The sequence below is a fragment of the Bombilactobacillus sp. ESL1094 genome, from assembly GCF_058107425.1.
Window position 1 is genome coordinate 1,687,779 of sequence record NZ_JBYLUM010000001.1, and the last position, 14,212, is coordinate 1,701,990.

At 36.8% G+C, this 14,212-nt stretch carries 11 protein-coding genes; 10 read left to right on the forward strand and 1 reads right to left on the reverse strand.

The window, feature by feature from the left end; genetic code table 11:
• Positions 1–13 precede the first annotated feature (13 nt).
• From AC3B5S_RS08030 to AC3B5S_RS08065, 8 genes are all read left to right on the forward strand, one after another.
• Positions 14–754, forward strand: coding sequence for an ABC transporter permease (locus AC3B5S_RS08030; RefSeq protein WP_489790328.1), 741 nt, complete (start codon positions 14–16; stop codon positions 752–754).
• A gap of 4 nt (positions 755–758) precedes the next feature.
• Positions 759–1,709 carry an ABC transporter permease gene (locus AC3B5S_RS08035; RefSeq protein ID WP_489790329.1) on the forward strand — a complete coding sequence of 317 codons (951 nt, stop codon included), beginning with the start codon at positions 759–761 and terminating at the stop codon, positions 1,707–1,709.
• Positions 1,709–3,526, forward strand: a complete 1,818-nt coding sequence (locus tag AC3B5S_RS08040; protein WP_489790330.1) for an MFS transporter — start codon at positions 1,709–1,711, stop codon at positions 3,524–3,526. Before AC3B5S_RS08035 ends, AC3B5S_RS08040 begins: the two co-directional genes overlap by 1 nt.
• 67 nt (positions 3,527–3,593) lie before the next feature.
• On the forward strand, positions 3,594–4,235 hold the full coding sequence (locus tag AC3B5S_RS08045) for a TetR/AcrR family transcriptional regulator (protein ID WP_489758054.1): 642 nt from the start codon (positions 3,594–3,596) through the stop codon (positions 4,233–4,235).
• 455 nt (positions 4,236–4,690) lie between these two features.
• Positions 4,691–5,518 (forward strand): MetQ/NlpA family ABC transporter substrate-binding protein, encoded by an 828-nt coding sequence (locus AC3B5S_RS08050; protein ID WP_489757944.1) that lies wholly within the window; start codon positions 4,691–4,693, stop codon positions 5,516–5,518.
• A gap of 28 nt (positions 5,519–5,546) precedes the next feature.
• Positions 5,547–6,875 carry a M20/M25/M40 family metallo-hydrolase gene (locus AC3B5S_RS08055; protein ID WP_489769761.1) on the forward strand — a complete coding sequence of 443 codons (1,329 nt, stop codon included), beginning with the start codon at positions 5,547–5,549 and terminating at the stop codon, positions 6,873–6,875.
• Positions 6,876–6,882: 7 nt separating this feature from the next.
• Positions 6,883–7,944: a methionine ABC transporter ATP-binding protein gene (locus tag AC3B5S_RS08060; protein ID WP_489769762.1), complete on the forward strand. Its 1,062-nt coding sequence runs from the start codon at positions 6,883–6,885 to the stop codon at positions 7,942–7,944.
• Positions 7,944–8,633 carry a methionine ABC transporter permease gene (locus AC3B5S_RS08065; RefSeq protein ID WP_489757947.1) on the forward strand — a complete coding sequence of 230 codons (690 nt, stop codon included), beginning with the start codon at positions 7,944–7,946 and terminating at the stop codon, positions 8,631–8,633. The genes AC3B5S_RS08060 and AC3B5S_RS08065 overlap by 1 nt, the downstream gene beginning before the upstream one ends.
• A 208-nt stretch (positions 8,634–8,841) precedes the next feature.
• Here the strand turns inward: AC3B5S_RS08065 and plsY are convergent, their stop codons facing one another.
• Positions 8,842–9,477 carry a glycerol-3-phosphate 1-O-acyltransferase PlsY gene (gene plsY, locus AC3B5S_RS08070; RefSeq protein ID WP_489769763.1) on the reverse strand — a complete coding sequence of 212 codons (636 nt, stop codon included), beginning with the start codon at positions 9,475–9,477 and terminating at the stop codon, positions 8,842–8,844.
• A gap of 263 nt (positions 9,478–9,740) precedes the next feature.
• Between plsY and parE the strand changes: the two genes are divergently transcribed.
• Both parE and parC read left to right on the forward strand, forming a co-directional pair.
• Complete coding sequence (parE, locus tag AC3B5S_RS08075) at positions 9,741–11,738, forward strand: DNA topoisomerase IV subunit B (protein ID WP_489769764.1); 1,998 nt, start codon at positions 9,741–9,743, stop codon at positions 11,736–11,738.
• A gap of 5 nt (positions 11,739–11,743) precedes the next feature.
• Positions 11,744–14,206: a DNA topoisomerase IV subunit A gene (gene parC, locus AC3B5S_RS08080; RefSeq protein WP_489790331.1), complete on the forward strand. Its 2,463-nt coding sequence runs from the start codon at positions 11,744–11,746 to the stop codon at positions 14,204–14,206.
• Positions 14,207–14,212: the final 6 nt, after the last annotated feature.

The window sequence follows — 14,212 nt, forward strand, 5'->3', positions numbered from 1 at the left end:
AAAGGAATAAAAAATGTTAACAATAATGTTGCAGGATTTGAGAAGTTTACTTAATAACAAGCCCATTATGGTTTATCTGATTGTTTATCCACCGTTATTAATAATTTTAATGGGTTTTGTCTGTAATAGTATGTTTAGCGGTGATGTATTGTCAGCTTATGACTATTATGGTGTAACAATGATAATTTATTTATCGATGGCAACGGTCATTATTTTGCCAGAAATGTTATTTGGAAGTCAGGTCAAGTTGGCAAACCGGAGAATTATTTACACACCAATTGCTCGCTGTAAAGTTTATCTATCTAAGCTAATTGTTGCCACTGCTGTTTCTTATTTAATCTTGGCAGTTTATCTAGTTTTGTTCAATATCACAGGTTTGGTTAACTTCGGTGGTCGAGAAATTAAGTATTTATTGTTATTGGATTTGGCACTTGTTATTTTTTCAATTACCTTAGGAGGAGCATTTTGTGTACTGGTTAAAAAGGAAGATTTGGCAACAAAATTGTTAAATATTTTAATTAATGTTTTAGCAGTTATATCGGGGCTATTTTTTCCAATGACAATTTTTGGTAAAAAGATTGCTCAGATAGCTAATTGGTCACCAATTGCTCAAGTTACGAATAGTTTTTTTGGTTTAATTTATGATCATGATTTAAGACAGTTAGTTAGTACAATTGGAATTTTATTAATTTGTTCAAGTATCTTCTTATTAATCATTCATTGTTTGTATAGACCAGAAAAGTTTGAGGAGTAATAGAATGCTAATTTTTAAAAATAATTTTTTACGTTTTTTGCATGAAAAAAGCTATGGCGTGCTAACGATTCTTGTGTTATTAGTCATGACAGTAGCTTCAACTTATTTTGTGAAGATGAAAGCTCCAACTGCTGAAATAGGTGTTGATCCTAGCGCAATTGAAGTACTGTCATCTAATCCAAGTACTGACAAGATTCATTTTAGTAAGGTAACTAAGAATAAAGATTATTATCGAAATTTACTTTTAGGTAAATATGATGCTTATATCACTAAAAATCAAAACGGTGATTATCATGTGACAACAATTCGTAATACTACATTAAAAGCTAAGCTTAATGCTTTTTTAAACCGGAATGCAGTTCGAAAACAAGCCAAACATACCACACATAATTTCAAGATTTTATGTAATATTTTGGGTTTAAGCACGATGATGTTAGCAATAGTTTTAACTAAATTTTATTTTGATGATCGCGATCAAATGGATAAACGCATTTTTTTAAGTGGGACAACCATTTTTTCATATATCATACAAAATTGGCTTTTTATTTTTTTAGTCTTATTTGCGGTAAGTACAGTATGTCTAGCCATTGTCTTGCCTATATTTAAAATTAAATTATCAGTAACACTATTTGTAATCAATGGTTTAATTAATCTTTTTGCTGCTTCATTTGGCCTGATGTTAGCTACTTTAGTTACTAATAATGAGGGAGCACTTAGCGTAGGAACAATGATTACGTCGATAACATTACTATTATCAGGTGCTGTTTTTACTATTAAAAAGTATTCTATCCAATCAGTAATACAAGATTTTTTTCCTCAGCATTATATTGCTGATTTAGGTAAATATTTAGATGGCAGTAAACATTTGGTGGCTGCAGCAGCATGTCTCTTAGCTTATAGCGTTTTGTTTATGGTAATTGCTTTTAGCATGCAAAAAAGGAGGATGGAAGAATAATGACAGGGGCAAAACGAATTATTAGTTTCATTGGCTTAACGATTGCCATGTTTATGGGAACGCTGGATAGTACGATTATTAATATTGCTTTACCTAAGATCATGAATCAATTTAAAGCCAGTTTAAACAATACTAGCTGGGTGACAACCATTTATACCTTAGCCTTAGCCGTATTTATGATTACCGGTTCAAAATTAGCCGATCGCTATGGCCGCAAAAAGGTCATGTTGATTGGACTATTACTATTTGGTAGCTTTTCAGCTGCTTGTATGTTTGCCCCTTCATTACTGACCTTGATTGCTTTCCGTTTTTTCCAAGGAATTGGTGGTGCAATTATTACCCCGATCGTTTTACCGATGGGTATCGAAATATTTGGTAAAGAAAATACTTCGAAAATTTCTAGTGTAGTCGGCGCTATTACTGCCCTAGCCGCTGCTACAGGACCGGCAATTGGGGGGATTATTTTACAATACAGTTCTTGGCGTTGGGTATTTGGTATTAATGTTCCATTGGTAATTTTGGCTTTTATTATTATTATTTTATTTATTGGTGAATCTTATGATGAAACCTTAGTTGGTGGTGTTGATTGGCTGGGAATGCTTGCCTTGTCCATTTCTTTAGGCGGTATCGTCTTTGGAATGTTGGAAGGCCGCCAATATGGTTGGACTTCACCAGTCATTATTACTTGTATCGCAGTAGGTATTTTGGCTTTGTTTGTCTTTTATTTCATCGAAAAGAAAGTTGCTTCGCCTTTGTTGGAATTGAATTTACTAAAAGAAAAGACTTTAACAGCTTCTAGTTTAGTTTACTTTGTTACTGGTTTTTCATTGGTTTGCCCAATGTTAATCATTAACTACTTCTTGCAAGACGTTTTGAACTACACACCTTTACATGCTGCAATCATTATTATTCCTGTTTCTTTAACGGTGGTTGTTGCGATGCCTTTAGGTACCAAGATCTTGGATGCAATGGGAGCTAAAATTATCACATTTATGGGTTTAATTCTCATAGCTTGTAGCTTAGGGCTGTTATCGTTAGTAAAAACCAATACACCAACCGCTATTATTATCGTATTCTTGATTGTGAATGGTTTTGGTTTCGGTTTTTCTTCAGTTTCGTTAGTTGCCTCGGTGAAATACTTGCCAAAAGAAAAAACTGGTGTAGGTTCAGGAATTGTAAATGCTATGCGCCAAATTGGTACTTGTTTAGGGGTCGCTTTGTTAGTGACGGTTTTGAATAATAATGTCATGAATTCAAAAAATGATATTAAAGATAATTCGATACAAATTATTCAAGCTCATCGTTTGTCACCACAAGTTAAGGAGGTGGCTAAAAACGAAATTAGAAATGTTTTTAAAACTAATTCTAGTGGCAAAAATATAAAAACCAGCACTACAGGACTTCAAAAGAAAGTCGCTAAAGCAGCAAAAAAGACAAGCAATTTGCCGATACCAAAGCAGAATAGTTCACTGGGACAATTATATCGAGCTCAAAAACAAATGATTAAGGGGACTAAGCGGTTAAACGTTAGTTTGACGCAAGTTAATACTTTGGCAACTAAAACCAATAATCCGGATGCTGGAGTTATTCAACCATTAGCCAGTGGTGTTAATTCCTTAGCTGATGCACAGAAGAAATTGTTAACAGGTACGCAATTATTAGCCCAAAAACAAGAATTGAAGTTAGTGATGAAAGATATCAAACGTCAAAAGAATCGCCAATTGACTAAAGCCTTTAGTAAAACTTATTTATTAGGTGCTATTATCGTATTACTTTGTTCACCAATTACTTGGTGGACAGACCGAAATAAAGGATAAGATTTCTTTGCTAAGAATAATTATTTGCGGTATATTTGCTTTAATTTAGTTTGTAAGAAAGGAACTAATTAAAGTGGTTACAAGACCAACTAAAGAGACTTTAAGTGACTTATATATTTTGCAAGTAGCTCTAGAATTGATTGATCGAGAAAGTTTGGAAAAGTTTACAATGCGTAAGTTAGGTACTGAATTAGGAGTATCTGCTATGGCAGTTTATCGCTATTTCCCTAATCAAAAGGTTTTGTTTGATAATCTAGTTGAGAAAATTTGGCAAGATGTCTTGAAAGTTAAATTGGATAAAAAGCTAACCTGGCAAAATCAGCTGACTGATTTAATGTTGCATTTACGTAAAGTATTAACGCAACATCCTAATATTTTACCGTTGATTTCAACTAGGCCAATTGTAACCGATAAAGAATTTGCCTTAGTTGTTCCAATTTTGACTAATTTTGTCAAAGCGGGCTTACAAATTAATTCAACGACGGTTTTTTTGATTAATTCATTGACTTTTTACACAGTAGGCTTTGTTTGGGATGAATGCATTGGTCAAGAAAATACTAATCTTGATGTGGCTGCATTAGAAAAGTTTCAAACCAAATCAGTTGCCTTCAAGAAATTTATGCAACCTTTGCAGGAAAATGAACATCGATTGACAGCAGATGATCAATTTTTGATGGGGATTCAGGCTATTTTAAAAGGTTGGAAATAAAGCTTGTTTAGTTATTTAAGGTTAACGATAATGTTTAAGCTTTATCAATTAATAACTGTAATGACTATTAATCTTTTTTAATTTTTTAGTTGACATTTAATTAAAATAATTATATGATTCTATCAATGAATATAAAAACAAGTTGATCGGGGGAAGTAATTAGTTCTAACGCGTACAGAAACTTCCAGTAGTTGAGAAGGAAGCCCGTTAGCTAATGAAAATGACCCGTGATTGGTGCACTGAGTTCTTTTGGAATAAGGTGGCAATGGTTGGTACTCTTTATTGTACACGCATATAGATGTTTTGTATGTTGTTGAGTTGAGTATCTTTGCATACCCAAAATAGAATGGTACCGTGGCGAAAGTCGCTTCTAATAAATCTTCGTAAGGAGATTTGAGAAGCGACTTTTTTTATTTGTTTTTATAATTCAAATTAAAATTAATGGGGTGTTGATGATGAAAAAATGGCAAAAAATTATTAAGTATTTATTAGTGAGCGGTGTGGCAGCGTTATTCTTCTTGGTAGCTGGTTGTGGCCAACAAAGCAAGGAACAAACTGTCAAAGTTGGAATTAATAACGCCGATACACCAATTTGGAAGATTGTTCAGAAAAAAGTAAAAAAGGATAATATTAATTTAAAAATTGTGGAATTTTCGGATTATAATCAGCCCAATACGGCCTTATTACAAAATGAATTAAATATTAATGCATTTCAACATCAATATTTTTTAAAGAATTGGAATAAAGCGCATCATAGTGATTTAGTAGCAATTGGTAAAACGATGATTCAGCCAATGGCTATTTACTCAAATAAGTTAACCAAATTGAGTCAATTAAGTGACGGTGCCAAAGTCGCTATTCCCAATGATAGTTCTAATGAAGCTCGGGCTTTGCAATTACTAGAGGCTGCTGGATTGATTAAATTAAAAACGACCGGTTCACAGTTGCCATCGACCAAAAATGTAGTAAGCAATGCGCATCATTTGAAGTTTCAAATTTTAGATGCTGCTCAGACGGCGCATTCATTAAGTGATGTTGATATTGCGGTAGTCAATGGTAATGTGGCTAGTGCCGCCAAATTGAGTCAAAAGAAATTGATTTATCGGGAAAAAGTTTCGAAACAGTCACGGCCATGGATTAACGTGATTGTTGCTAATAAGAAAGATCGGCATAATGCTACGTATCAAAAAATTGTGAAAGCTTATCAAAGTGAAGCAGTCTTAAAAGAAGTTCATAAGGTTTATGGTCCGAATGCTGTTGCTGCTTGGAAAGTTAAATTTTAAAATCATCAGATGAGAAAGGACGATTTTTATGGTGCAATTACAAGACCAATTGATTCAAGATTCATTGCAACAGTTAGCTGATTATATAGCGTTACCGTCAGTTTCTGCGAAAAAACAGGCTCAAGTGCAAACAGCCAATTTTTTAAAAAAATTATTTGAAGAACAATTATCAGCTCAAGTGCAAGTGTTGACTGATTATCCAGCACCATTAGTTTTTGCCCAGATTACGCCTCAAAAACCGAGTTCTACGACTATCTTAATTTACAATCACTACGATGTTCAACCGGAGGAACCGCTAGAATTATGGCAATCTGATCCTTTTGAATTAAAAATTACTGATCAACAACTATTTGGCCGTGGTGTAGCCGATTGTAAAGGTGATTTGATCAGCCGCATTACTGCATTAAAGTTGTATCGCCAAGAAAATGGTGATTGGCCGTGCAATGTTAAGTTTTTAGTGGAAGGTGAAGAGGAAGTTGCCAGTGAACATTTAGCTGCTTATTTAGACAAGTATCATGATTTATTAGCGGCGGATCTGGTTTTATGGGAATCCGGTAGTAAGAATGATCATGAGCAGTTTAGTATTGAGGGTGGTAACAAAGGAGTTTTGTGTTTTGAATTAACGGCTAACTCCGCGGCTAGTGATTTACATTCATCATTAGCTGCTGTGGCTGATAGTGCCACGTGGCGCTTGGTGGCTGCTTTAAATGCTTTACGGGCAGCTGATGGGACAATCAAAGTGCCAGGCTTTTATGATGATGTTGTGGCTCCCAGTGCAGTGGAACAAGAATTAGTGGCCCAAGCACCAACTCCTGATCTTGCTCAGAAATGGGATTTAAAATTACCCTTGTTAAAAAATCCGAGCGTTAATTATAATTTAACTTTTGCACCGACCATTAATATTGAAGGTTTCAAAAGTGGGTGGCAAGGCCAAGGTGTTAAAACGGTAACGCCCTGCACGGCCCAAGCTAAGTTAGAATTTCGCTTGGTGCCGAACCAAGATCCTCAACGAATCTTTCAGCAATTGAGCGCTTATCTGAAAGAACAAGGCTTTGCAGATATTGCAGTCACTTATCTTTTGGGAGAACGCGGTTATCGTTGGGATTTACAAAATCCATTAGTGGAACAGTTGCTTGCCACCGCCAAAGCGGTTTATGGTGAAAATCAAGTGGTGGCCTTACCTTCTAGTGCCGGTACTGGGCCCATGTATCTAATTAATCATTACACGCAGGCGCCGATTATTGATTGTGGAGTCGGTTATAGTCATTCGGGACCTCATGCTCCTAATGAGAATATTCGGATTGCCGATTATTTACAGTTTATTGAATTTTTTAATCAATTTTTAGACAAGTTGTAGGACAATTATGGACGAGCAAACCCCAATTATTAAATTAAAAGATATTTCTGTGACATTTCAGAACAAAGAACAAACCATTCAAGCTGTGAAACACGTTTCTTTAGAAGTTGAACGTGGTGATGTGTTTGGCATTATGGGCTACTCCGGTGCAGGTAAAAGTACGTTAGTCCGTGTGATTAATTTATTGCAGCGACCAACTGGCGGTGAAGTTTTTGTGAATGGGCATGATCTTTTGAGCTATAAACCGAAAGCTTTACGCCTAGCACGTCAAAAAATTGGCATGATTTTTCAACATTTTAACTTGATGGCTTCCAGAACGGTGTTTGGCAATGTGGAATTTCCATTACTGAACACTAAGGCGACCAAACAAGAACGGCAAACTAAAGTTAATCAGTTGTTAGAATTAGTTGGATTAGCAGACAAAGCGAGCGCTTATCCCGCGCAATTGTCTGGTGGTCAAAAGCAGCGAGTAGCGATTGCTCGCGCCTTAGCGAACGATCCCCAAATTTTAATTTCGGATGAAGCAACGAGTGCTTTAGATCCAGAAACTACGACTGAAATTTTAAATTTATTAAAATCGTTAAATCAAAAACTCAAGATTACGATTGTGGTGATTACGCACGAAATGGAAGCTATCAAACAAATTTGTAATCATGTCGCTGTCATGGATCAAGGAGAATTGATTGAGCAGGGAAGCGTGTTACAGATTTTTGGGCGGCCACAACAGCCTTTAACACAAAAGTTTGTCGATTCAGCAACGCAATTAGGCCCCGTACTCCAGGAAATTCAAAGTCAACGGCTACTTAAAGCTTCAACCAATTCCTTGATTGAATTAGATTATTTTGGTGAAGTAACGAATGATCCGATTGTCGTTGAGCTTTATAAGCGCTTTGGTGTGGAAGCTAATATCTTGTTTAGCAATATTGAACAATTGCAGGGAACCACTGTGGGAATTATGCTCTTAGAGTTGAATGGTTCAGCAGCCGATATTGCTGCCGCTTTAGCGTATTTAAAACAATTGCAGGTCACGGTTAAAACCATTACCTTGCCCAAGGAGGAGGAACAATAATGCATGCATTTTTACAAACCTGGTTACCCAATGTGGTCGCTAACTGGTCAGGCGATAATGGCTTTGTTGTTGCAATCTATCAAACTTTATATATGACTTTTATTAGTGCCGTGTTTTCCGGCGTCTTTGGTTTAATATTAGGCTTAACGTTAGTTGTGACTGCTGACAACGGAATTTTACCGCATAAGAAATTTTATTACTGTTTAGATAAGTTGGTTAATTTGTTTCGTTCGATTCCTTTTGTAGTTCTACTAGCAGTGATTGGACCATTCACAAAATTAATCGTCGGGCAAACCATTGGCCCAACAGGTGCTTTAGTGCCCTTAATTGTCGGTACGTCGCCTTTTTTTGCTCGTCAAGTTCAATTAGCGTTGGTTGATGTTGATCCGGGAGTTATTGAAGCGGCACAAGCGATGGGCAGTTCACCTTGGGAAATTATTTACCGGGTTTATTTAAAAGAAGGTTTACCCGAGTTGATTCGTTCGGCCACCTTAACCATGATTAGTTTAATTGGCTTAACAGCGATGGCGGGTGCTATTGGCGGTGGTGGTTTAGGTAATATGGCCATTGCTGTTGGCTATCAACGTTTTCAAAATGATGTGACGTTAGTTTCTTTAGTTTTGATTTTAATTTTAGTATTTATCGTCCAAGCGATTGGTGATTACTTTACCCGAAAACTCCAACATTAATGTTGAGGATCCCCAGTAATTTTATATTTTTAATAATAATTAGTGTAATTAAAAAAGAAGGACTTAAGGTTGAATTAACTTTAAGTTCTTCTTTTAGAGTGTAGCCAAAATCTAAAATATGATATAATATCCTTGCACGAACATGTGTTCGAACAAAAATAAAGATTGAATTAACGCAAATTTTGGTTAAAATATATTTTGCTGAATTTTATCTGGTCTTTTTTTGCTGGTGCTTTTGTAAATAATAAACTAAGCCGATGTGGACGAGATTTTCATCATGATGCATGAGCCGTTTAATATTCGGCCAGTGCCGCACGTAGACGACGATGGTCACTAAAACAGCTGCAAATAAGAAATAAGGGTCATGGGTGCGCCAAATTAAAATGGTTAAGACGGGTAGAGAAATCAAACTGGCTAAACTGACAGTACTACTTATTAAGACGATAATGGCGAATAAACTAAAAGCTACGCCGAATAAGGGTGGGTTATAAGCTAGTAAAATGCCTGAAGCTGTAGCGACTGCTTTACCGCCAGTAAAATGCATAAAAATAGAATAGCAGTGTCCGATAACTGCAGCTAAGCCCACGACAATCATCCATTGTTTACCAGGAACGTGAAAGAAGACAGGTAAACTGGCGCCCAGTGTGCCTTTGAAAATGTCTAATACTAGAACGGTAATTCCTGGCAAGACGCCAAAGACCCGAAACGTATTGGTAGTACCGATATTACCACTACCACTGTCTCTAATATCTTGATGAAAAAAAACTTTTCCTAGCACATAAGCTGACGGAAATGAGCCCACTAAATATGCTAAAATAAAACAGATTATGACCTTTAAGAACAAGTGTAAAACCTCCGTTGGATAATGAATAATAATGCCGAAATAAAAGCTGTTGATTAATTGAGTAACCTAGTACTAGCGGTTACTGAATAGCACAAAGTCTGCATGCATTATGCCTATCCCCGGTTGTCCTGAAGAATTTAGCGTAGTTACAAACACACTCTATGAAATAATATTAGGTTTAATCATACAAGATTTTATCTCGGTCTTGTCTATTTTAATACAAACTAATAAAATATTCTGTTCTTTTTTGAAAGTAGGATTTTATGACGAATAATTATGATGATTCATCGATTCAAATTTTACATGGTTTACAAGCTGTCCGCAAAAGACCGGGCATGTATATTGGTTCGACCGATGCTCGGGGATTACATCATTTGGTGTATGAAATTGTGGACAACGCAGTGGATGAAGCCTTAGCCGGTTTTGGTCAAGAAATTAATGTGACGTTGAACCAAGATGGTTCGGTAACGGTGGCGGATTTTGGTCGGGGGATGCCCACTGGAATGCATGAGTCAGGGATTCCCACCATTGAAGTAATTTTAACCGTCTTACACGCGGGTGGAAAATTTTCTGATAATAGTTATAAGACTTCTGGTGGTTTGCATGGTGTTGGTTCGTCAGTAGTTAATGCTTTATCTCAATGGTTGCAGGTCCGTGTTGTTCGTGAACACGAGGCTTATGAAGAGCGGTTTGAAAATGGCGGTCAGCCCGTTGGTACTTTGAAAAAAGTGGGTCATGTCAAGCAAGCTAGTGGAACTACAATTTCCTTTTTACCGGACGCCACTATTTTTCAAACGACTAAATTTAACTTTGATACTTTGGCAGAACGATTACGCGAATCAGCTTTTTTGTTAAAAGGTGTCAAAATTACGTTGACTGATCAACGTGTCCAACCAATTCGTCAGGAAGAATATTGTTATGCGGATGGGATTCAGTCATTTGTTAAATACCTCAATGAAGGTAAAGATGTTATTAAAGATATTTTTTACTTTGAAGATACCAAAAACGATATCGAAGTCGAATTTGCCGGTCAATATAATGATGGCTATTCAGAAAATATTTTATCATTTGTCAATAATGTTCGAACCAGTGATGGTGGTAGCCATGAAGCTGGTATGAAATCGGGCTTAACTAAAGCTTTTAATGAATATGCTCGAAAAGTTGGATTACTCAAAGAGAGTGATAAGAATTTAGAAGGTTCAGATGTGCGCGAAGGTCTGAGTGCAGTTTTGTCTGTCCGTATTCCTGAAAACTTGTTACAATTTGAAGGACAGACTAAAGGTAAATTAGGGACTCCGGAAGCACGAAGTGCCGTAGATAATCTCATTTATGAAAAAATGACATATTATTTACTGGAAAATGGTGATTTTGGTCAAACTTTAGTCAAAAAAGCTTTAAAGGCACGGCAAGCACGCGAGGCTGCCCGCAAAGCCCGAGAAAATAGTCGGGGTAAAAAGAAGAAAAAAGATCAAGGTTTACTATCTGGTAAATTGACACCCGCACAATCTCGCAATCCGCAAAAGAATGAACTCTATTTAGTCGAAGGAGATTCTGCTGGGGGTTCTGCTAAACAGGGCCGTGATCGAAAGTTTCAGGCCATCTTACCATTACGGGGTAAAGTGTTAAATACGCAAAAAGCCAAGTTGGATGATATTTTTAAGAACGAAGAAATTAACACAATGATTTATACGATTGGTGCGGGAGTAGGTCCGGAATTTAATTTAGCCGATAGTAATTATGACAAAATTATTATCATGACTGATGCAGATACTGATGGTGCTCATATTCAAATTTTATTGTTGACGTTCTTTTATCGCTACATGCGTCCTTTAATTGAAGCTGGTCGAGTTTATATTGCTTTGCCACCACTGTATAAGCTACAAAAAGGCCGTGGCGCTAAGACACAAATCAAGTATGCTTGGACAGAAGAGCAATTACGTGCGGGTATTGCTCAGTTCGGTACTGGCTACAGTTTACAACGCTTTAAAGGTTTGGGTGAGATGAATGCGGATCAGTTGTGGGAAACTACGATGGATCCAGAAAACCGGACATTAGTGCGCGTTCGGATTGATGATGCCGCCTTAGCTGAACGGCGCGTGACCACGTTAATGGGGGATAAAGTTGCTCCTAGACGACAATGGATTGAAAATAATGTCAAATTTAATCTAGAAGATGATGTGAGTTTAATTGATTCCACCAATCAAGCAGCAATTGCAACGACTGATTTGAAAAAGCAGTTAAATCATAAGCAAGGTGAGTGAACAAATTGAGTGAAGATTCACGAATTCAAGAATTATCCTTAGAAGAAATCATGGGTGATCGCTTCGGGCGTTATTCGAAATATATTATTCAAGAACGTGCTTTACCGGATGTGCGTGATGGTTTAAAGCCTGTCCAACGGCGCATTTTGTACGCGATGAATATTGATAATAATACCTATGATAAAGCCTTTAAAAAATCGGCTAAATCGGTTGGTAATGTTATGGGTAATTTTCATCCGCACGGCGATAGTTCTATTTATGAAGCCCTAGTGCGGCTCAGCCAAAACTGGAAATTGCGGGCACCATTAATCGAAATGCACGGTAATAATGGTTCAATGGATGGTGATCCTCCCGCAGCAATGCGTTATACTGAAGCGCGTTTGAGTAAAATTGCGCAAAAAATGTTACAAGACATTGATAAAGATACTGTTGATATGGTTTTAAACTTCGACGATACGCAAGAAGAACCCACGGTTTTACCAGCACGTTTTCCCAATCTTTTAGTTAATGGAGCCACCGGGATTTCGGCAGGTTATGCCACGGAAATTCCGCCACACAATTTGGGCGAAGTAATTGATGCCACGATTGCTTTAATTGATAATCCGGCTTTAACCCTGGAACAGGCCATGCAGTATGTAAAAGGTCCAGATTTTCCCACTGGCGGCATTTTACAAGGAGTCGATGGTATTAAACAGGCATATGAAACTGGTCGGGGGCGCGTGGTTTTGCGTTCCAAAACAAAAATTGAAGCCTTAAACGGCCATCGTAGTCAAATTGTAGTCACCCAGATTCCGTATGAAGTTAATAAGGCGCAGTTAGTTAAAAAAATTGATGAAGTGCGCTTGCTCAAAAAAATTGACGGGATTGCTGAAGTGCGTGATGAGTCTGACCGGCACGGTTTATCCATTGTCATTGAATTAAAACGTGATGTGGACGGTCAGGGTGTTTTAAATTATTTATATAAAAATACGGATTTACAAGTCACTTATAATTTTAATATGGTGGCTATTTCACAAATGCGACCACAGCAGTTAGGTCTATTACCAATTTTAAAAGCTTATGTTCAACATCAACAAGAAGTGGTACTGCGGCGGACGCAATTTGATTTACAAAAAGCACAACGGCGTTTGCATATTGTTGATGGCTTAATTAAAGCCTTGTCGATTTTAGATCAAGTAATTCAGACCATTCGTGCCAGTAAAAATAAACATGATGCGCAACAAAATTTAATGGCGGCTTATGATTTTAGTGAGCAACAAGCCAGTGCGATTGTGGCTTTACAGTTGTATCGTCTAACTAATACTGATGTTTCATCTTTACAAAAAGAACAAGCTGATTTACAAGCAAAGATTGCGCAATTTCAAGAAATTATTCAACAGCCACAGGCTTTACTGCACGTCATTAAAACGGAATTAGAAGAAACCAAGCGAGAATTTGCGACGCCACGTTTAACGGAAATTCAAGCTCAAGTTCAAGAGTTGAAAATTGATCGCCGGGTCATGGTTGGTAATGAAACAGTGCGGGTTTTGGTGAGCGAACAAGGTTATTTAAAACGTAGTAGTTTGCGTTCCTACCAAGCTTCGAAATTAACTGATAATGGTTTACAAAAAGATGATGTAATAGTTTTAGATCAAGAAGCTTCAACGCTTGATCATCTGTTTTTATTTACTAATTATGGTAATTTAATTTATCGGCCGATTCATGAATTGGCCGATGTGCGTTGGAAAGAAACTGGGCAACATTTATCGCAAACTTTTACTTTACAAAAAGATGAAATTATTTTACGGGCTTTTATTTTTACCGATCTAAAGCAAACGGGTAACTTTATTCTAGCAACTAATGATAGCTATATTAAGCAAGTTAACTTTCAAGATCTTTTACCTGGCCGCACTTATCGCACCAAGCCACTGACGGCCATTAAGTTGCACGCAACGACTAGTCAAGTGGTTAATGTTATTTATCAGGTCCAATCAGTAGCTACAGGAGTTGTCTGTTGGACTAACAGTGCGTATGCCTTGCGTTTTTCTTTGACCGAAGTTCCAGTGGTGAAAGCTAAAGCTGCCGGAGTGAAATTAATCAAGCTCAAAGCTAATGAAGTGGTAGTCAATTGTGAAATTTACGCTGAAAGTGAATTGGAACAGCTTGATGTGGGCATTTTGACGCAACGGGGTGCCTTTAAAAGAATGAAATTAACCGAAATTCCTGTGGCCAATCGTGACCGCAGAGGCGTATTAGTTTTACGAAAATTAAAAAAAAGTCCACATTTCATAAAATTTGTTTCTTTATTTGCTAAAAATGATATATTAGAAGTTGAAACTAAAAATCATTATTGGAACCAACTTAAATTAGCTGATTTTACAAAAGTTGATCGTTATTCTAATGGTTCATTTGTAATTGACGTTGAAAAGAATGGACCGATAATAAAAACAAAAAAGATAATTCAACAGCAGCTTGCTGATGAAGACTAAGTGAGG

Bases quoted from the DNA above. Each gene is read 5' to 3' on its own strand.
- AC3B5S_RS08035 (WP_489790329.1), top strand. From the start codon at position 759: ATGCTAATTTTTAAAAATAATTTTTTACGTTTTTTGCATGAAAAAAGC.
- AC3B5S_RS08065 (WP_489757947.1), top strand. From the start codon at position 7,944: ATGCATGCATTTTTACAAACCTGGTTACCCAATGTGGTCGCTAACTGG.
- AC3B5S_RS08050 (WP_489757944.1), top strand. From the start codon at position 4,691: ATGAAAAAATGGCAAAAAATTATTAAGTATTTATTAGTGAGCGGTGTG.
- AC3B5S_RS08060 (WP_489769762.1), top strand. From the start codon at position 6,883: ATGGACGAGCAAACCCCAATTATTAAATTAAAAGATATTTCTGTGACA.
- AC3B5S_RS08030 (WP_489790328.1), top strand. From the start codon at position 14: ATGTTAACAATAATGTTGCAGGATTTGAGAAGTTTACTTAATAACAAG.
- parE (WP_489769764.1), top strand. From the start codon at position 9,741: ATGACGAATAATTATGATGATTCATCGATTCAAATTTTACATGGTTTA.
- AC3B5S_RS08040 (WP_489790330.1), top strand. From the start codon at position 1,709: ATGACAGGGGCAAAACGAATTATTAGTTTCATTGGCTTAACGATTGCC.
- AC3B5S_RS08055 (WP_489769761.1), top strand. From the start codon at position 5,547: ATGGTGCAATTACAAGACCAATTGATTCAAGATTCATTGCAACAGTTA.